This window comes from Noviherbaspirillum humi (genome assembly GCF_900188095.1).
Lineage (GTDB): Bacteria > Pseudomonadota > Gammaproteobacteria > Burkholderiales > Burkholderiaceae_D > Noviherbaspirillum > Noviherbaspirillum humi.
On the sequence record NZ_FZOT01000001.1, the window covers coordinates 167,272 to 186,238 of the forward strand.

The 18,967-nt window shown below is 64.9% G+C and carries 17 protein-coding genes; 7 read left to right on the top strand and 10 right to left on the bottom strand.

The features are described 5' to 3' along the window. Window positions 1-20 precede the first annotated feature (20 nt). From CHB88_RS00875 to CHB88_RS00890, 4 genes are all read right to left on the bottom strand, one after another. Complete coding sequence (locus tag CHB88_RS00875; RefSeq protein WP_089397405.1) at window positions 21-728, bottom strand: ABC transporter ATP-binding protein; 708 nt, start codon at window positions 726-728, stop codon at window positions 21-23. 2 nt (window positions 729-730) lie between these two features. Continuing rightward, window positions 731-1,501 carry an ABC transporter ATP-binding protein gene (locus CHB88_RS00880; protein WP_089397406.1) on the bottom strand — a complete coding sequence of 257 codons (771 nt, stop codon included), beginning with the start codon at window positions 1,499-1,501 and terminating at the stop codon, window positions 731-733. Between the two features lie 448 nt (window positions 1,502-1,949). Further along, a complete protein-coding gene (locus CHB88_RS00885; protein ID WP_089397407.1) occupies window positions 1,950-3,644 on the bottom strand; it encodes a GMC family oxidoreductase in 1,695 nt (564 codons plus the stop codon). Between the two features lie 76 nt (window positions 3,645-3,720). Further along, complete coding sequence (locus CHB88_RS00890) at window positions 3,721-5,241, bottom strand: CoA-acylating methylmalonate-semialdehyde dehydrogenase (RefSeq protein WP_089397408.1); 1,521 nt, start codon at window positions 5,239-5,241, stop codon at window positions 3,721-3,723. 124 nt (window positions 5,242-5,365) lie between these two features. Here CHB88_RS00890 and CHB88_RS00895 point away from each other — a divergent pair, with 124 nt between their 5' ends. The 3 genes from CHB88_RS00895 to CHB88_RS00900 all read left to right on the top strand — a co-directional run bounded on the left by CHB88_RS00895 (window position 5,366) and on the right by CHB88_RS00900 (window position 7,792). Further along, window positions 5,366-6,241: a LysR family transcriptional regulator gene (locus CHB88_RS00895; RefSeq protein ID WP_089397409.1), complete on the top strand. Its 876-nt coding sequence runs from the start codon at window positions 5,366-5,368 to the stop codon at window positions 6,239-6,241. Between the two features lie 297 nt (window positions 6,242-6,538). Further along, complete coding sequence (locus CHB88_RS24110; protein WP_143131093.1) at window positions 6,539-6,832, top strand: hypothetical protein; 294 nt, start codon at window positions 6,539-6,541, stop codon at window positions 6,830-6,832. Window positions 6,833-7,021: 189 nt separating this feature from the next. Then, on the top strand, window positions 7,022-7,792 hold the full coding sequence (locus CHB88_RS00900) for a 5'-methylthioadenosine/adenosylhomocysteine nucleosidase (RefSeq protein ID WP_089397410.1): 771 nt from the start codon (window positions 7,022-7,024) through the stop codon (window positions 7,790-7,792). Here CHB88_RS00900 and CHB88_RS00905 read toward each other — a convergent pair. From CHB88_RS00905 to putA, 3 genes are all read right to left on the bottom strand, one after another. Then, complete coding sequence (locus tag CHB88_RS00905; RefSeq protein ID WP_089397411.1) at window positions 7,789-7,995, bottom strand: hypothetical protein; 207 nt, start codon at window positions 7,993-7,995, stop codon at window positions 7,789-7,791. The genes CHB88_RS00900 and CHB88_RS00905 overlap by 4 nt on opposite strands. A gap of 110 nt (window positions 7,996-8,105) precedes the next feature. Continuing rightward, entirely contained in the window at window positions 8,106-10,142 is a 2,037-nt protein-coding gene (locus CHB88_RS00910; protein ID WP_089397412.1) for an AsmA family protein, read from the bottom strand. A 52-nt stretch (window positions 10,143-10,194) separates the two neighbouring features. Then, window positions 10,195-13,863, bottom strand: coding sequence for a bifunctional proline dehydrogenase/L-glutamate gamma-semialdehyde dehydrogenase PutA (putA, locus tag CHB88_RS00915; protein ID WP_089397413.1), 3,669 nt, complete (start codon window positions 13,861-13,863; stop codon window positions 10,195-10,197). A gap of 134 nt (window positions 13,864-13,997) precedes the next feature. Between putA and CHB88_RS00920 the strand changes: the two genes are divergently transcribed. Together CHB88_RS00920 and CHB88_RS00925 are read left to right on the top strand one after the other, a co-directional pair. Further along, window positions 13,998-14,456 (top strand): Lrp/AsnC ligand binding domain-containing protein, encoded by a 459-nt coding sequence (locus CHB88_RS00920; RefSeq protein WP_089397414.1) that lies wholly within the window; start codon window positions 13,998-14,000, stop codon window positions 14,454-14,456. Between the two features lie 92 nt (window positions 14,457-14,548). Next, window positions 14,549-15,304 (top strand): hypothetical protein, encoded by a 756-nt coding sequence (locus tag CHB88_RS00925; protein WP_089397415.1) that lies wholly within the window; start codon window positions 14,549-14,551, stop codon window positions 15,302-15,304. Here CHB88_RS00925 and CHB88_RS00930 read toward each other — a convergent pair. Continuing rightward, the gene (locus CHB88_RS00930; RefSeq protein ID WP_089397416.1) at window positions 15,292-16,257 is read right to left on the bottom strand and encodes a LysR family transcriptional regulator; all 966 of its coding nucleotides are present in this window, start codon (window positions 16,255-16,257) and stop codon (window positions 15,292-15,294) included. The two genes, CHB88_RS00925 and CHB88_RS00930, sit on opposite strands and share 13 nt — an antisense overlap. Window positions 16,258-16,432: 175 nt before the next feature. Between CHB88_RS00930 and CHB88_RS00935 the strand changes: the two genes are divergently transcribed. Together CHB88_RS00935 and CHB88_RS00940 are read left to right on the top strand one after the other, a co-directional pair. After that, complete coding sequence (locus CHB88_RS00935) at window positions 16,433-16,741, top strand: hypothetical protein (protein ID WP_089397417.1); 309 nt, start codon at window positions 16,433-16,435, stop codon at window positions 16,739-16,741. Between the two features lie 60 nt (window positions 16,742-16,801). Continuing rightward, window positions 16,802-17,212: a DUF2798 domain-containing protein gene (locus tag CHB88_RS00940; RefSeq protein ID WP_089397418.1), complete on the top strand. Its 411-nt coding sequence runs from the start codon at window positions 16,802-16,804 to the stop codon at window positions 17,210-17,212. A 77-nt stretch (window positions 17,213-17,289) separates the two neighbouring features. Here CHB88_RS00940 and CHB88_RS00945 read toward each other — a convergent pair whose 3' ends face one another. Together CHB88_RS00945 and CHB88_RS00950 are read right to left on the bottom strand one after the other, a co-directional pair. Then, complete coding sequence (locus CHB88_RS00945) at window positions 17,290-18,456, bottom strand: PQQ-dependent sugar dehydrogenase (RefSeq protein WP_089397419.1); 1,167 nt, start codon at window positions 18,454-18,456, stop codon at window positions 17,290-17,292. A gap of 66 nt (window positions 18,457-18,522) precedes the next feature. Beyond that, window positions 18,523-18,951 carry a hypothetical protein gene (locus CHB88_RS00950; protein WP_089397420.1) on the bottom strand — a complete coding sequence of 143 codons (429 nt, stop codon included), beginning with the start codon at window positions 18,949-18,951 and terminating at the stop codon, window positions 18,523-18,525. Between the last annotated feature and the right edge of the window lie 16 nt (window positions 18,952-18,967).

Genomic DNA, 18,967 nt, shown 5'->3' on the forward strand with positions numbered 1-18,967 from the left:
GGATGCCGGCATTTGTTGGTCTAGACTCCCAGCAGGGAATTCAGTACAGGCATTTTCTGTTGCAGCTCGGCGGCGGCGAAGCTCTCGACGATCTGGCCATGCTCCATGACGTAGAAGCGGTCGGCGAGCGGCGCGGCGAAGCGGAAATTCTGTTCCACCATGACGATGGTGTAGCCCTTGGCCTTCAGCGTGGTGATCATGCGCGCCAGCGCCTGCACGATGACCGGCGCCAGGCCTTCGGAAATCTCGTCCAGCAGCAGCAGCCGGGCGCCGGTGCGCAGGATACGCGCCACGGCCAGCATCTGCTGTTCGCCGCCGGACAGGCGGGTGCCCTGGCTGGAACGGCGTTCCTTCAGGTTGGGAAACATGTCGTAGATTTCGTCGATCGACATCCCGCGGTCGTCCTTGGAGACGAAGGGCGGCAGCATCAGGTTCTCTTCCGCCGACAGCGAGGAAAAGATGCCGCGCTCTTCCGGGCAGTAGCCGACTCCCAGATGCGCCACGCGATAGGTGGGCAGCTGAATGCTCTCGCGGCCGTTGATCTTGATGGAGCCCTTGCGGCTGCCGGTCAGACCCATGATGGCGCGCAGCGTCGTCGTGCGGCCGGCGCCGTTGCGGCCGAGGAGCGTCACCACCTCGCCCTGGTTCACGGTCAGATTGACGTCATGCAGAATATGCGATTCACCATACCAGGCTTGCAGGTTCTTGAGTTCCAGCGCGACAGTCATCTTCAGTGAGCCCCTTCCAGCGCGCCGGCCGTGGTGCCCATGTAGGCCTCCATCACCTGCGGGTTCTTCGATACTTCCTCATAGGTTCCCTCGGCCAGCAGCGCGCCGCGCTGGAGCACCGAGATGCGGTCGCAGATGCCCGACACCACGTTCATGTTGTGCTCCACCATCAGGATGGTGCGGCCGGCGGAAACCTTCTTGATCAGCTCGGTGACGCGATGCACGTCCTCATGGCCCATGCCCTGGGTCGGCTCGTCGAGCAGCATGAGTTCCGGCTCCATCGCCAGGGTAGTCGCGATTTCCAGCGCGCGCTTGCGGCCATAGGGCAGGTCCACCGTCATAGTGTCGGCGAAGCTGGCGAGGTCCACTTCCGCCAGCAATTCCATGGCGCGTGCATTGAGCGTGTCGAGCGTCTTTTCGCTTTTCCAGAAATGGAAGGACGTGCCGATGGGCCGCTGCAGGCCGATGCGCACGTTCTCCAGCACGGTCAGGTGCGGAAACACCGCCGAGATCTGGAAGGAACGGATGATGCCCTGGCGCGCGATCTGGGCTGGCTGGGCGGAGGTGATGTCACGGCCGTTGAACAGGATTTGTCCCGATGTCGGCACCAGGAATTTGGTGAGCAGATTGAAGCAGGTCGTCTTGCCAGCGCCGTTCGGGCCGATCAAGGCATGAATGTGTCCGCGCTGAACTTGCAAGTTGACGTCGTTGACTGCAGTGAAGCCCTTGAATTCTTTAGTCAAGTGGCGAGTCTCTAATATCACATCTGACATAGTGTCTCCTTCGAAATTATTCTCTCACACCGATGTTGAACAAGGGCAAATTATTTTGCTAAAAGAACCATGCCCTTCCTTGCCCAGGTCTCCCTGCATCGCCATGTGACGGAGAACATTCAAGCACCCGCGGCTCGCCCGTTTAACTTCCTAAGACATTGAAAAATTTAGCGAAGTCGGTGACGGTCGGAGCATCACAGTACACAGAGCATGAAGCGGGTCGCAACAATCCGCTTCATGGATATGGAAAAAGTTTGTCATGAATCAATCTTTTTCCCTAGCGGAGAAACGCATTCAATGCGCCAACCTAGTATTTCTACGGTAAGAAAGGCGAGTGAAAGCAAGCGTCGCACGAGACTGCAGGACGCCTGCCTTCGTTCAGCCTTGCTTCGCTCTCGGCGATTGGAGAAAAGGGTCGCTCCAGGCGTGGTGCCGGAGCGTGATTGGATCAGGCCGTTTCGATGGACGAAGGCTGGCTCAGATTGCCGCTCCGGACGATATCGCCGGCGCCCGATGCGGCGGAGGATTCCCGAATCAGCTGCGCCGCCTTTTCCGCGATCATGATGGTGGGCGAATTGGTGTTGCCCGATGTGATGGTCGGCATGACGGAGGCATCGACCACGCGCAGGCCGCGCACGCCCCGCACTCTCAGCTGGCTGTCGACCACGGCGGCCGCATCGTCGGCCCGTCCCATCCTGCAGGTACCCACCGGATGGAAGATGGTGGTGCCGATATCGCCGGCGGCGCGCGCCAATTCCTCTTCGGTGCGGTACTGCAGGCCGGGCTTGAACTCTTCCGGATGGTAGCGCTGCAGCGCCGGCGCGGCGACGATGCGGCGGGTCAGCGCCAATGCATCGGCGGCGACCTTGCGATCTTCCGGCGTGCTCAGGTAGTTGGGCATGATCTTCGGCGCGGCGAAGGGATCGCCCGACACGATGCGGATATGGCCGCGCGCCGTCGGCCGCAGATTGCAGACGCTGGCGGTAAAAGCCGGGAACGGATGCAGCGGCTCGCCGAAGCGCTCCAGCGACAACGGCTGCACATGGTACTGGAGGTTGGCGCGGCGCTGGCCGGGATCCGACTTGGTGAAAGCGCCGAGCTGGGACGGCGCCATCGACATCGGCCCGCTGCGCGTCATCAGATACTCCAGCCCGATTTTCATCTTGCCGAACCAGTTGTTGGCCATGGTGTTGAGGGTCTTGGCGCCCTGGATGCGAAAGGCCATGCGCAGCTGCAGATGGTCCTGCAGGTTTTCCCCCACTCCCGGCAGGTCGGCGATGACCGGGATGCCGTGTTGCTGCAGCAGCGCGGCCGGACCGATGCCGGACAGCTGCAGGATCTGCGGCGAACCGACCGCGCCGGCGGCGGAGATGACCTCGCGCGCCGCTTCGGCAAACCATTCGGTGCCGCCGCCGGTGAATTCGACGCCGGTGCAGACCAGGCCCTGTTCGCCGGTCTTCAGGCGCAGCCGCTTCACGTGGCAGCCGGTCATGATTTCCAGGCTGCCCTTGCGGTTGCCGGCGGACTTGAGGAAGGCGCGGGCGCTGCTCCAGCGCAGGCCGGCGCGCTGGTTGACTTCGAAATAGCCGCAGCCTTCATTGTCGCCGCGGTTGAAATCGTCGGATTTCGAGATGCCGGTCTGCTCCGCCGCCTCGCGGAAGGCATCCAGGATTTCCCAGGACAGGCGCTGCCGCTCCACCCGCCATTCGCCGCCGGCGCCGTGAAAGTCGTCGGCGCCCTCGTGGTAATCCTCGCTTTTCTTGAAAACGGGCAGGACGCTGTCCCAGCGCCAGCCGTCGTCGCCGGTGGCCTGCGCCCAGGCATCGTAGTCCTGCACCTGGCCGCGCATGTAGATCATGCCGTTGATGGAGGAGGAACCGCCGATCACCTTGCCGCGCGGGTAGATCAGGCTGCGGCCATTCAGGCCGGGATCGGCTTCGGTGCGGAAGCGCCAGTCGGTGCGCGGATTGTCGATGCAGTACAGGTAGCCGACCGGAATGTGGATCCAGACATAATCATCCTTGCGCCCGGCCTCGATCAGCAGCACCGAGACGCCGGGATCCTGCGAAAGCCGGTTGGCCAGCACGCAGCCGGCGCTGCCGGCGCCGATGATGATGTAATCGTATTTGCCCGCGGATTCCATGCGCCTGCTTCCTGTTCGGATGGTAGAGTCGCGCCGCGCCGGCGGCGCTTTCGAGAACGAACTATCGAGGAAAGGCTTACTTCGCCACCGGCATGGTGAATTCGGCGCCTTTGGCGATGGTCTGCGGCCAGCGCTGCATCACCGACTTGAATCGGGTATAGAAGCGCACGCCTTCCTCGCCATAGGCATGCATGTCGCCGAACAGCGAGCGCTTCCAGCCGCCGAAGGAGTGCCAGGCCATCGGCACCGGGATGGGCACGTTGACGCCGACCATGCCGACCTCGATGCGGCGCGAGAATTCACGCGCGGTGTTGCCGTCGGAAGTGAAGAGGGAGACGCCGTTGGCGAATTCGTGGGCATTGATCAGCTGCACCGCCGAGGCAAAGTCCGGCACCCGCACCACGCACAGCACCGGCCCGAAGATCTCTTCCTGATAGATCTTCATTTCGGGGGTGACGTTGTCGAACAGCGAACCGCCGAGGAAGAAGCCATTCTCGTGGCCCGGCACCTTCAGGCCGCGGCCGTCCACCAGCAGCTTGGCGCCGGCGCGCACGCCTTCCTCGATATAGCCTTCGATCTTCGCCTTGTGGGCGGCGGTGACCACCGGACCCATCTCGGCATCGCTTTCCATGCCGTTCGTGATCTTGAGCGACTTGACCCGCGGGATCAGCGCTTCCACCAGCCGGTCGGCCACGCTGCCGACCGCCACCGCCACCGAGATCGCCATGCAGCGCTCGCCGGCGGATCCGTAGGCGGCGCCGATCAGGGCATCGACCGCCTGGCCGAGGTCGGCATCCGGCATCACCACCAGGTGGTTCTTGGCGCCGCCCAGCGCCTGCACCCGCAGCGGCCATGGCCCCTTGCGGCGCGCGCCCTCGCTGTAGATGTATTCGGCGATCGGGGTGGAACCGACGAAGGACACCGCTTTCACATCGGGATGATGCAGCAGCGCGTCCACCGCCACCTTGTCGCCCTGGACCACATTGAACACGCCGTCCGGGAGGCCGGCCTGCCGGAACAGGTCCGCCACCATCAGCGACGGCGATGGATCGCGTTCGGACGGCTTGAGGATGAAGGTGTTGCCGGTGGCGATCGCCATCGGCGCCATCCACATCGGCACCATGAAGGGGAAGTTGAACGGCGTGATGCCGGCGGTGACGCCGAGCGGCTGCCGCAGCTGCCAGTTGTCGATGCCGCCGCCGATGTTGTCGGTGAACTGAGTCTTGAGCAGCTGCGGCGCGCCGCAGGCGAACTCCACCACTTCCAGCCCGCGCACCACCTCGCCCTTGGCATCGGAAAACACCTTGCCGTGCTCGCGGGTGATGGCAGCCGCGAGATCGTCGTGATGCTTCTCGATCAGCTCCTTGAACTTGGAGAGGATGCGCCCCCGCTTCAACGGCGCGGTATCGGCCCAGGCCGGCGCCGCGGCGCTGGCGGCAGCCACGGCGGCATTCACTTCCTCGACGCTGGCCAGCGCAACCTGACCGGTTACCTCGCCCGTTGCCGGATTGAAGACATCCTGCTGGCGTCCGCTGGTCGAAGCCACCACGCGGCCATTCACATAGTGCTGAATCGAGGGAACGGTAAGGTTGGTCATAAGGATTCCTTTGGCGGTTGACGGGTTTTTCGCACGATAAGCGAGTCAAAACCGGAAATCCAATGAGTTATTATGAAGATGATCATAAGCAGCGCTTATCAAGCTCATCTTCCAAGGGTCTCTCATGGATCTGGCTCACCTGCGTGCCTTCGTCACCATCGCCCGCGAAGGCAATCTCACCCGCGCGGCGGAACGGCTGCACCTCACCCAGCCAGCGGTCAGTCTGCAAATCAAGGCACTGCAGCAGGCGCTGGACCTGCAGCTCTTCAGCCGCACGCCGAGCGGCATGGCGCTCACCGACGACGGCGCCAAGCTGCTGCCCTTCGCCGAGCGGGTAATGGAAAGCGTGGCCGAGTTTCGCCAGGGCGTGGATGCGCTGCACTCCACCCTGTCCGGGACGCTGGCCATCGGCACCATCCTCGATCCGGAATTCATCCGGCTCGGCGCCTTTCTCAAGCGGCTCGTGGAGAGTTATCCGCAGTTGTCCACCGAGCTGCACCACGGCATGTCGGGCTGGGTGCTGCAGCAGGTGAAGTCCGGCGCGCTGGATGTGGGCTACTACCTCGGCACGCCCGGCAAGGAAGTGCATTCGCTGACCCTGACCTCCTTTGCTTATCACGTGGTGGCGCCGCAAGGCTGGAAGAGCCGGGTTGCAGGCAAGGACTGGGCGGCGCTGGCCCGCCTGCCGTGGATCTGGTCGCCGCCCGAATCGGTGCACAACCGGCTGCTGAGCCGGATCTTCGCGCAGCACAAGGTCACGCCGAACCGGGTCGCGCTGGTGGACCAGGAACCGTCCATGCTGGACCTCGTGAAATCCGGCGTCGGCCTGTCCCTGGTGAGGGAATCGATCGCGTTGCGCGAGGCGCATGCCCATGGCCTGGCGATCGCCGACGCGGTCAATGTTTCCACCGAACTCTCCTTCGTCACCCTCGCCCGCCGGCGGCAGGAACCGACCATCGCCGCCCTGTTCGCCCTCATGCAGGCGCTTTGGCGCGCATGATTGGTGCAGGAAGTACCTTGGAAAATGTGGATAACTTGCAGAACAAGCCGTGCACCACTTGGGGACAAGCACGAAAGTTTGTCGAAGCCGTTTTTTTATCCAGAAATTCGCCCCATGCAGGTACAGGCCTTATCCCGCATGTTGCGAAGACCCTAATGCCTTGTTTACCCACGGTTTACTTGGGTTATCCACAAAAAACGCGGCCGTTAACCGTTACTACTATTCGTATACAACAGCTTTTAATTTAAAATCCGCTTCTTGTCGTTTCGCCGGCATTGAAACGAAACCCGAAGGCAAATGCGGAATCACTACAGCTCGGCAACGTCGAGCAAACCGGTCTGCCTACCTGAAGATGCTTTTTGCCAAAGAAGTACGAAACGGCTTTCTGAAAAACCGGCGATGGCGGAATCGATTGCTTCTGATGAAAGCCTTGCCGGTGCCGTCTGGTCGCCTGATCGTCATGTGGATAAATCTCTGCATAGGTTTTTCCGTATCTGGGGAAAACTGCCTGAAGATGTGGAACATCTTTTTTTATCCGCAATTCGTCCTTCGGCCATACCGTGCTTTTCCCCTTACTTGAAAAATCAGTAAGCACTTGAAGTTAAAAGCTTTTCCCGAGTTATCCACAAAAATCGGCCCCGTTAACCATTACCACTATTCGTATACAAAACCTTTTATTAAAACCCCCCGTGCTTTCGTCATACGCCGAAGAAATCCACAGAAAACCAGTCCAGCTACAATCCCTGGATTTTCCAAACCACTCCCGATCGGAGCAAAGTCATGCGTCTTGGCCTCGTCAGCGCCCTGCAGCAGGAACAAACCGGCTTGATCGACCTGATGGCGCATCCCGCCCGCATGCACTCCGGCATGCGGGAATACACCCTCGGGGAAATCGAAGGGCTGGAATGCGTTTGCGTGCTGTCCCGCATCGGCAAGGTGGCGGCTGCCGCCACTGCAACGACCTTGATCGAACGCTTCGGCGTAACGCACCTGGTGTTCACCGGCGTGGCCGGCTCCGGCGATGCGGCGGCTAAGGTGGGGGATATCGTGGTCGGCAGCCAGCTGCTGCAGCATGACGTCGATGCCTCGCCGCTGTTTCCGCGTTTCGAAATCCCGCTGATCGGCAAGTCACGCTTCGCCGCCGATGCCCTGCTCACGGGAGAACTGGTGCAGGCGGCGCAAACCTTTCTGGAGCAGGATTTCCATCACCTGGTGCCGGAAGCCGAACGCCAACGCTTTCGGCTGCACCAGCCCGCGCTGCATGCGGGCCTGATCGGCAGCGGTGACGAGTTCATCACCGAGGCGGCGAAGATCCGCCAGCTGAAGGCGGCGCTTCCGGATTTGCTGGCGGTGGAAATGGAAGGGGCCGCGGTGGCGCAGGTGTGCCACGAGTTCGGCATTGGCTTTGCCGTGCTGCGCACGATTTCCGATGCGGCGGATGAAGCTGCGCCGGTCGGTTTCACCGAATTCATCGATGCCGTGGCGGCGCGCTATGCGTTCGGCATCATGCGCCGCTTCTGCCGCCAGCTTTCCCGCCTCAATACAGCCTAGTCGCTCGTCAGCAGCGGCATCTGCCGGCTGTCCTTGTAGACCAGCAAGCCCTGGGGCGTGCGGCTGATCTTGGCAATTCCCTGCTCGCCGTGAACGATGGCAAAGACTTCGCCGCGCGCATCCAGCTTGCTGGCCAGATGCAGATAGCCGTTGGCGACGCGGAATCCTTCGGCGAAACGAATCAAAACGATGTCGGAACCCATGGGCTTGAATGACGATTCAGATGAATTCCGAATGTAGGGCTGCCGCAACACCGGAAAAAGCTGTCAACCCTGACAGCTGAAGAAGTTGCTTGGGTAGAAACCCGCAGGCGTCAGCGTCCGCTGCTGTCTATCCGGCTGCCCTGTTCCAACGGCGCCTCCGCCGACATGGGCGCCGGTGCCGGGTGCGGCTTGACCGTCCTGGCGATCAGGCTGGCGCAGGATTCGCCTTCGCCGGAGCCGATGTTGATCAGCGGCAGCACAGCCGCCGCCACCGGCGCCAGCACCCCCAGCGCCAGGGCGCTGCCGGCCTTCATGGCCATGGTGGTCTTGTCGACTTCGATGCTCGGCTTGGTAAAGCTGCCGCTGACCTCCAGCGGCGAGCTAAGCGAAATCAGCCGCATGCCCTTGGTTTCCGGCTGCAGTTCCAGCTTGATCTCTTCCTTGCCGAAGTCGAAGCGGCCTTCGCCGTAGATCGATGACTCTTCCGTATCGGCCACCAGGCTGCGCGTCGTCATGATGCCGCCGGCAACCTCCAGATCGGCCACGCCGCAGTTCAGCCTGACCTGACGGTCGCCGAACAGCTTGGTGGCGATCATGCCGCTGACATTCAAGCCCATCTGCTCCAGCACCATCTGGCTGATGGTGCCCTGCGACACCACCGCGCTCACCTTGCCATCGGACGAGGCCAGCAAGCTCGCCACAGAATCGCCCCTGCCGGAGAGCGCGATGTCGCCGCTCAGCCGGCCTGGATCGGCTGAGCGCACGCCCGGAAACAGTTGCCGCACGCGGAGTTCACGCAGGGAGGCCTTGAGGTCCATCTTCGCCGGCTGCTGCCGGCCGTCGAGGCGCAGTTCGCCATTGATGCTGCCCTCCGCGACATTCAGCTTCAGCGGCGCCAGCGCCAGCAGGCCATCCTTGCCGCGCACCCGTGCCGAGACATTGCCCAGCGTCAGGCGCTTCGTGGCGACGATTTTCCGTCCCTGGAACTCGATATCGGCATCGATCGCCGTCAGGCGCTCCGCATGCACGGATTCGGCCGGCAGCATCTTCGCCTGCGCGACCGGCCTGGCCTTCGGCTTGCCGCCCTTCCTGGGCGGCGGCGCTTCTTCTTCGCCGAACAGCCTGGCCAATTCCGTCATGTCCAGGGTTTCCGCTTCAAGCCGCGCTTCAACCTTGGGGCGGGCGTCCGCGCCCATGCGCAGATGAAGATTGCCCGACACCTTGCTCTTGCCAAGCCGGGAGCTGAATTTTTCGTAGGTCCAGCGCCTGGCCTCTTCGTCGAACGAGGCCACCAGATGCCCTTCGGTGGCGAACGGCCCGATCGCCGGCAGCTCGCGGCGCAGAATGGGCTCCATCTGCGACAGATTCTTGCCGCTGACTTCCAGCTGCAGATCCAGTGCGCTCGGCTTGAAAGGCTGGGTGATGCTGCCCTGCAGCTTGATGTCGGCCTGGCCCAGGCGCAGTTCGGCCGTCAGCGGGTAGGGATGCCGGCCGTCGCGCATGGTCAGCAGATTGCCCGACTTGCCGCTGCCGGTCAGCGGCGCGCCGCCGTAATTGCCCGTCAGGTCCCAGGCCACGCGGAAATGGTCCTGGTCATGATCCAGTTGCCGAACGGTAGCGCTGATGTCGGCTTCGCGCCTGGCATCGATGTAACGAATGCTGCCTTCGCCGAAGGACATGCGGTTGACCCGTATTTTCCACTGCGGCGGATTCTCCAGCTGCCAGTTGGCACGGCCCTGCGCATCCCGCTCGAGCACCAGTTGCGGCGCTTCCAGCACCAGGGAAGACAGGATCAACTGATGGCTCACCAGGGCCAGTGGATTGAGAGTTAAGACGGCGCGCCTGGCTTGCAGCATGTCGGGGCCGCTGCTGGCCCATGCCGGATTGCCGAAATGAACGTCATCGGCCGTCAGCCGTGGCCAGGGCATCCAGCGCTGCATGGAAAAGCCCGCTTCGCCTTCATAGCGCCAGACCAGCGCCAGCTTGCCGCGGATCTCGAACTGGCGCCCGCTGGCCTGGGTCACCTTGTTGTTCAGCCAGGGCCGGACGTGGTCCCAGTCGAAGCCGGCCAATGCAATGGCCACCGCCGCCGCCGAAGCGGCCAGCAGGCCGGAAAACAGCAGCAGGAACCTGGCAAGCCGGGACATGAGACTGAGACTTTCCCGATTGACAATGGTTCACCCTGACCTCAGCGGCAGATCAAGCCTCTAGGCTCATCAGGCTGGCATTGCCGCCCGCCGCGGCGGTGTTGACGCACAGCGCCCGTTCCGCCACCAGGCGCCACAGGGGGATGGGCTGGCATCCCCGAGTGGCGACGGTGATCGTCACGCCTTCGCCCATGGCGGCCAGCCGCGGCAGCCATGGCGGCTGCAGATCCGCTTCCACGAGCGCCATGGGAGCCGGAGCGATGGCGTCGACGACGATGAGGGTTTCCCGTACCGAAGACGGCAGATCCGCTTCCAGCCGGCTGACGTCCTGCGCGATCACCTGCGGCCGATTGCCGGTGGCGAGCGCGGCGGCGATCTGGTTCAGCAAGCCATCGGTTCCGGCAGCGATGCACAAGACGTCGCCGCGCGGCACGAAGCGCAGGCTGTTGGCCTCGCCGGTCGGCCCGGGCAAATCGACGCCGCGGTCAAGCAGCGTGGTGTTCGCATACTGCACGCACAGTTCATGCAGCCAGGCCCTGCCCGTGCGTTGCGCCCACGAAGCGAGTTCCCGCAGCGGCGCCGGCGTTTCGTCCGCCGGCGCGCCGAGGGCCGGTTCGCTTGCCCGTTGCAGCCGGTGCAGCCGGTGCAGATAGAGCGGCCCGCCGGCCTTGGGACCGGTGCCGGACAAGCCTTCGCCGCCGAAGGGCTGTACGCCCACCACCGCGCCGATGATGTTGCGGTTGACGTAGACATTGCCGATTCGCGCGCTGCCGGCGATGCGGGAGATGGTCGCGTCGATGCGCGACTGCACGCCCAGCGTCAGGCCGTAGCCGGTGGCGTGGATGGCGTCCAGCAGCGCCGGCAGGTCGTCGCGGCGGTAGCGCAGCACGTGCAGCACCGGACCGAACACTTCCCGCGTCAGCGCCGACAGGGAACTTATTTCGATCAGGGCCGGCGCGACGAAGCTGCCGTGCGCGCAGGCCGGCGGCAGGTCCAGCTGCATCATGCTTTTCGCGCGGAGGCCGAGTTCATCGATGTGGCGCTGCAGGCCGGCCCGCGCCTGCTCGTCGATCACCGGGCCGACATCGGTGTCCAGCCGCGACGGATCGCCGATGCGCAGCTCGCGCATGGCGCCGCGCAGCATCGCCAGGATGCGGTCGGCAATGTCTTCCTGCAGGCACAGCACGCGCAGCGCCGAGCAGCGCTGGCCGGCGCTGTCGAAGGCGGAGGCGACCGCGTCCTGCACCACCTGCTCCGGCAGCGCGCTGGAGTCGACGATCATCGCGTTCTGGCCGCCGGTCTCGGCGATCAGCGCCAGTTCTCCCGAGGCATCCGCTCGTGCGGCCAGGCTGGCGTTGATGTGGCGCGCCACCTCGGTGGAGCCGGTGAAGATCACGCCGCGGATGCGCGGATCGGCGGTGAGGCGGGCGCCGACGGTGTCGCCTCGCCCCGGCAGCAGTTGCAGCGCGGCGCGCGGAATGCCGGCCTCATGCAGCAGCCGCACCGCCCGCGCGGCGATCAGCGGCGTCTGCTCGGCCGGCTTGGCCAGCACCACATTGCCGGCAGCGAGCGCGGCGCTGACTTCGCCGATGAAGATGGCCAGCGGAAAATTCCACGGGCTGATGCAGGCGACCGGCCCGAGCGCCGGCCCGAAAGTCATGCCGCGCGTCTGAGCGGCGTAGTAGCGCAGGAAGTCCACGGCTTCCCTGACCTCGCCCACCGCATTCGGCAGCGACTTGCCGGCTTCCCGCACCGCGAGCGCGAACAGCTCCATGCGATTTGATTCCAGCAGATCGGCGGCCCGCTCCAGCGCGGCCGCGCGATCGGCAGGCAGCGTTTGCTGCCATTCTTGCGCAAAACCGGATGCGGCCTGCAAGGCGGCTTCGACATGGGCCGGACCGGCTTCGGCTGCGTGCCCAACGATGTCGCGCCGGTCGGCGGGATTGGCGACTTCACGCATCGCGTCCGCCGGCATGGTGTGCGCCAGCAGCGGCGCCGCCTGCCATTGCACGCTGGCGAAGCGCGCCAGTTCGCGCGCTGCATCGCGCAGGACTTCGTCATTGGCCAGGTCCAGCCCGGCGGAGTTGCGGCGCGCGGCGCCGAACAGATCTGACGGCAGCGGAATCTTCGGATGCGGCTGGCCGCCGCTGGCGCTGGCCTGCTCGAAGGGATCGGCCGCCAGTTCCGCCGCCGGCACGGCGTCATCCACGATGCGGTTGACGAAGGAGGTATTGGCGCCATTCTCCAGCAGCCGCCGCACCAGGTAGGCGAGCAGGGTTTCATGCGAGCCGACCGGCGCATAGATGCGGCACGGCTTGTCGAGCCTTCCGAGGCCGACGACCTCGTCATACAGGCTCTCGCCCATGCCGTGCAGGCACTGAAATTCATAATCCTCGATACCGGCCTGTTCGGCCCAGGCATGCACGGCAGCGACGGTATGCGCATTGTGGGTGGCGAACTGCGGATAGATGACGTCGGCCGCCGCCAGCAGCTTGCGCGCGCAGACCAGGTACGAGACATCGGTATGCACCTTGCGGGTGTAGACCGGGTAGCCAGGCATGCCATCCATCTGGGCGCGCTTGATCTCCGCGTCCCAATAGGCACCCTTCACCAGGCGAACCATGAAGCGACGGCCGCTGCGGCGCGCCAGGTCTATCAGGTAATCGATCACCGCCGGGCAGCGCTTCTGGTAAGCCTGGACCACGAAGCCGAGGCCGTCGAAGCCGTCCAGTTCGGGATCGAAGGCCAGCGCTTCCACCAGGTCCAGCGACAGTTCCAGCCGGTCGGCTTCCTCGGCATCGATGTTCAGGCCGATGCCATGGCGCTTGGCCTGCAGCAGCAGCGCCTTCAGGCGCGGCAGCAGTTCCGCCATCACCCGTTCCTTCTGCGCGCGGCCGTAGCGCGGATGCAGGGCCGACAGCTTGACCGAGATGCCGGGGCCATTGCGGATGCCGCGGCCGGCCGAGGCGGCGCCGATCGCGTCGATGGCGTGGCGATAGGCCTCGTAATAGCGGCCGGCATCCTCGGCGGTGAGGGCCGCCTCGCCCAGCATGTCGTAGGAATAGCGGTAGCCGCGCGCCTCCCGTTCCCGCGCATGCGCCAGCGCTTCCTCGATGGTGCGGCCGGTGACGAACTGGCTGCCGAGCATGCGCATGGCGAGATCCATGCCCTTGCGGATCAGCGGCTCGCCGCCGCGGGCGATCAACCGCGTGAGCGCCGCCCCGAAGCCGCCCTCGCCCGGCTCCGACACCAGCCGGCCGGTGATCAGCAAGCCCCAGCTGGCGGCATTGACGAAGGGCGAAGGCGAGGCGCCGAGATGGCGGCGCCAGTCGCCCCGGCTGATCTTGTCGGCGATCAGCCGGTCGGCGGTTTCCCGGTCCGGGATGCGCAGCAGCGCTTCAGCGAGGCACATCAGCGCCACGCCCTCTTCGGACGACAGCGAGAATTCGTGCATCAGCGCATCCACGCCGGATGCCCGGCTGCGCTTGGCCCGCACCGCCCGCACCAGGGTTTCCGCCCGGGCGGCGATGGCTTGCCGCGACTGCGCATCCTGCGGCGCTTCGGCCAGCAGCGCCTGCACCGCTTCCGTCTCGTCCCGCCGCCAGGCGGCGGTAACGGCTTGCCGCAGCGGCGATGGCGCCGGCCCGGCGTTGCGCGCCAGCGCGGCGAAGGGCGGTTCGCCGCCGGGGCGCGGGTCGGGCGTTTCGGGATAGGGTTGCATGGCACTCTTTCGGTGAAAGGGGTGATTTGATTCTAGAGCGGTTTTTATTGGATTAATTCTGGAAATCATGGGTATTTGCGAAATGAAATTCGCCATGTGAGAATCAATGCCAATAAAATTTGGCGAGGACCGGCATGCTGGACAAGATCGGCCGCAAGATACTGGCGGAGCTGCAGAACGATGGCCGCATCTCCAACGTGGAGCTGGCGGGACGGGTGAACCTGTCGCCCGCCGCCTGCCTGGAGCGGGTGCGCAAGCTGCAGGAAGCCGGTTACATCCTCGGCTACACCGCCCTGCTCAACCCGCAGCTGCTGGATGTGTCGCTGCTGGTGTTCATCGAGGTGGTGCTGGACCGCACCACGCCGGACGTGTTCGACGACTTCAAGCGCAGCGTGCAGACCATTCCCGAGGTGCTGGAGTGCCACATGGTGGCCGGCGGCTTCGACTACCTGATCAAGGCGCGGGTGAAGGACATGAACGCCTACCGCGAATTCCTCGGCAAGGCGCTGCTGCAGCTGAAGGGCGTGCGCGAGACGCACACCTATGCGGTGATGGAGGAAGTGAAGCACAGCACCCGGCTGCCGCTGCGCTGACGTCAACGGGGCATCCCTGCCGTTCTTCACGCTGACAGGCGCAAGCGCATGGCTTAGGGTGAGGTGTCGACAGCCAACCGCACCGCGCGCCCATGTCCTATCCAGCCTGTCCGAAATGCCGCCATGCGCCCCTGCCCGAGAAGCAGGATTTTCCCGCCGCCTGCCCGGCCTGCGGCGTGATCCTCGCCAAGGTCGGCATGGTGGCGCCGCGGCGCATGCCGGCCGCCAACGAGCCGGGCCGGCTGGCGGCGCTGCTGTTGGCGCAGCCGGCAAAAACGACGGCGCTGGAATGGCGGGGACGGATGCTGACGCTGGCGGGACTCATCCTGTGGACGGTGGCGATCTGGCGCGACATGGACATCGCCGGCGGCGAACCGGGCAGCGCTTTCCTGCATGCGGTGCTGCTGCCGTTTCATGAAGCCGGGCATTTCTTCCTGAGCTGGGCCGGCCGCTTCCTATATGTTCTGGGCGGTACCCTGGGTCAGCATGCGATGGCGGCGACCTTGTGCCTGGCGCTGCTGCTGAAGCGGCGCGATGGCTTCGGCGCCGCGGTGTTCTGCTGGCTGCTCGGCTTCTCCGTGGCCGACATGGCGGTCTACATGTACGACGCGCTGGAGCCGAAACTCACCCTGCTCGGCGGCGGCACGGGCGCCGAAAACGACGGCCACGACTGGATGAATCTCTTCGCAATGCTTGGCATTGGCCGGCGCGCCCAACGCATTGGGCTGTTCTTCGGCGCTGCCGGCAAGGCCGTCATGCTGCTCGCCCTGCTATGGGCGGGATGCGCGCTCCGGCAGCAGAAGACCCTGGCCGCCGGGCGCGCCGACGACGGCGCTCAGGCTTCCTGACGGGCAGCCACGCGCTGCGACGCTTCGCGCGTCACTTCCGACATGTGGCCGCGCAGCCATCGGTGGCCCGGGTTGCGGGTGTCGCGCTCATGCCAGAGCATGTCCACGTGCACGTTCGGCAGCTTGAACGGCAACTCCTTGGTGACCAGTTCCTCCGTCATGCCGGTGGCGGCCATCAGATGGCGCGGCAGGGTCGTGATCAGGTCCGAACTGGAAACCACCCGGCCGGCGGTGAAGAACTGGTTCACCGTCAAGAGAATGCGCCGCTCGCGGTTGAGCGGCGCCAGCGCCTCGTCCACCAGGCCGTGGGCGCGGCCGGAAAAGCTCACCAGCAGGTGGTTGGCGGAACAGTAGCCGTCCAGCGTCAGCTTGCCTTCGGCCAGCGGATGGCCCTTGCGCATCACGCACACATACTGGCCGGAGTACAGCTGTTCGTGCCGGATCGGCGAGACCGAGCCCTGGCTGCCGGTCAGCTGCGCCACCACGCCGGGGAAGAAGCCGATCGCCAGGTCGATGTCGCCGCGCAGCAGCATCGGCCGCGGTTCGCGGGTGGTCAGCGGCACCATGCGGATCTTGATGTTGGGCGCCTCGGTTTCGATCTTCCGCACCAGGGAAGGCAGCCACAGCGCGGCGGTGGCGTCGGCCATCGCCAGGCGGAAAGTCTGGTCGGCCTTGGCCAGGTCGAAGCTCTGGTCCGGCGTGATCGCTTCCTCCAGTTCCGCCAGCGAACGCCGCACCGTCGGCCACAGGCTTTCGGCGCGCGGCGTCGGCTTCACGCCATGGGCGGTGCGGATCAGCAATTCGTCGTTGAGGGCGTCGCGCAGGCGCCTCAAGGCATTCGACACTGCCGGCTGGGTCATGGCGAGGCGATTGGCGGCGCGTGTCAGGTTCTGCTCCGTCATCACGGCGTCGAACACCCGAAGCAGGTTCAAATCCAGCGTCAGAAAACTCATTTGTCGTCAGTCTCGGCGATAAAAAAGCGCTTCCCGCAGACATGCCGGAAAGGCGATAAAGATATTCAAGGGAAGTATAGCTGATATCCAATAACTGAATTGGATTTATATCTTACCGATCCTTATACTGCAAAGCAACAAATGTGAATCGTCAAGAATCTTTGGGAGAAAGTCCATGTCCATCCTGACCCTTGCCCTGCCCGTCCAGGCCATCATTCCCGCCGCCGGCGCCATCGCCACCTCCGTCGCTCGCCCGCTGCTGGGCTTGAGCGCCACCGTCATGTTCCTGATGGTGTTCAAACCGCTGCTGCTCGGCCTGTTCCGCGCCGCCCTGCTGGTCGTCAAGCCGCGCCAGTCGCTGGTCGAGCGTTCCGCCGCCTACAAGCTGCGCAGCGCGCTCAAGCTGAACCGCATTGCCCGCCACTATGACGCCATCCAGCCCAACCTGGCCGCCGAACTGCGCTTCTTCGCCGGGCGCGACTAACCAGATAGATCGACATCGCCCCGGTCGCACGGGCCGGGGAAAGAAGAGAGCCGTATTTCCATGGAATTGCTTGCTTCCTCCGAACATGCAGGAATGACCCGGCCGCAGTCGCGGCCGTTTGCATTGGCCGGCCGTCTGCGCCGCTCCAGGAGCCTGGCCTCCGTGCTGCCGGCGCTGCTGCTGACCGGCGTCATCACCCTGGTGAGCACCGCCGCCAGCACCCTGCTCAACAACGCCGCGCAAGGCTTCATGGCGCACTGGATGCAATCCTGGCTGACCGCCTGGCCGATTGCCTTCCCCATCGCCTGGGTACTGGCCCCGCTGCTCGACCGCCTCGGCGCCGGCCTGGGCGCACGGGCAACGCCGCCGGGCCTCGGCTGGCATGCGATCACCTCCGCGTCGGACAAGGCCAGCGCCCGAAACGGCGTGGCCCCGCGTCGGCAGCTCCGAAGCCCGCATCGCGTCGCCTGACGACGCCTCTTCGAACCGAGTTTTTGGCAAACGAAGCCCCGCAGGAACACCCGGCGGGGCTTTTATTTGCACCCCGTTCAGGAAGCCGGCGCTACCCGCAGCACTTGCCCCGGCGCTTCATCGGTGAGCAGGTACAGCAGGCCGTCCGGCCCTTCCTTCACATCGCGCACCCGCTGCTTCAGATCGGTCAGCAGCTTCTCTTCCTTCGTCACCTTGCCGTCGCTGATTTCCAGCCGGGCCAGGTACTTGAACTTGAGCGAGCCGATGAACAGGCTGCCGCGCCAAGCCTGGCCATAGCGGTCGCTGTGCAGGAAGGCCATGCCGGAAGGCGCGATCGACGGCGTCCAGTAATGCACCGGCTGCTCCATGCCGGCCTTGGCGGTGATGCCTTCGCCGATCGGCCCGCCCCCGTAGTTCTCGCCATGGGTGATGACCGGCCAGCCATAATTCTTTCCGGCTTCCGGATGGTTGATCTCGTCGCCGCCCTGAGCGCCATGCTCATGGGTCCATAGCCTGCCATCCGGCCCCAGCGCCGCGCCCTGGGAATTCCGATGGCCGTAGCTCCAGATTTCCGGCAGCGCGCCATTCCTGCCGCCGGCGAAGGGATTGTCCGCCGGCACGCCGCCGTCCTTGCGCATGCGGACCACCTTGCCGTGGTGATTGTCCAGCGTCTGCGCATCCTTCATGCGGCTAAAGCGTTCGCCCAGCGTCAGGAACAGCGTGCCATCCTTCGCCTCGACGATGCGGCAGCCGAAATGGGCGCTGCTCTTGACCTTCGGCTTCTGGCTGAAGATCACCTTCAGCTGCTCCAGCCGGCTGCCATCCTCCGACAGCCGGGCCGAGGCCAGCGCGGTGGAGTTGCCCGAACCGTTGGCGGCCGGTTCGGCGTAGCAAAAGTAGATGCGACGGTTGCGCGCGAAATCGCTGTCGGCCAGCACGTCGTGCAAGCCGCCCTGGCCGCCGGCGTCGATCTTCGGCAGGCCGGTGATCGGCGCCGACAGCTTGCCGTCGCTGCCCACCAGCCGCATCCGGCCCGGGCGCTCCGTCACCAGCATCCGGCCGCTATCGATGAAGGTCAGGCCCCAGGGATGCTCCAGGCCGCCGGCGACCACTTCGGTGCGGAGCCGCGGTCCGCTTTCCTGCGCGCCGGCCATGGCAGGCCCGAGCAGCAGCAAGGCGGCGAGCAGCTCCCGCATCGCGCCGCCAGGCAGCGAGCTCACGCGGGATGAAATGCGAATCGACATGCTTTCTCCATCATGATGGGTGGTTGCGGGGGCTGCCACCGCGAAGCGCACGCTTGCGCGCCGCAGTCACAGCCCCTGAATCAGCATATGGGTATCGATCACCTTCGCCTGCCCGCGCTTCAGTTCGCCCTCGCGCTCGAACCAGCGCTGCACCACGAAGGGCGCGAAGGTGGTCTCCAGGCGGATGGCGAACTGGAACACCGCATCCCATTCGGCATCGCGCGGCATCACCCATACCACCTGATGGCCGCGGTCGCCGGCGATGCCGGCCTGACGCAGGTGGCGCCGCACTGCCTGCGCGCGCTGCTCCCGGCTGCGCCGGTGGAAGCCCCCCTTGCCCGGCAAGGGCAGCACGAAAGGCACGCGCTTCTGCGCCAAAGCCGCCGCGCCGGTCCAGAAGCGGGCTTGCGGTCCGATAAGCGTTTGCCGGAGGAACTGCAATTCATCGTCGCCGAGTGGATCGTCCAGGTAATAACAGGAAAGGATCAGTGCCATAGCCCTCGTTGGTGAT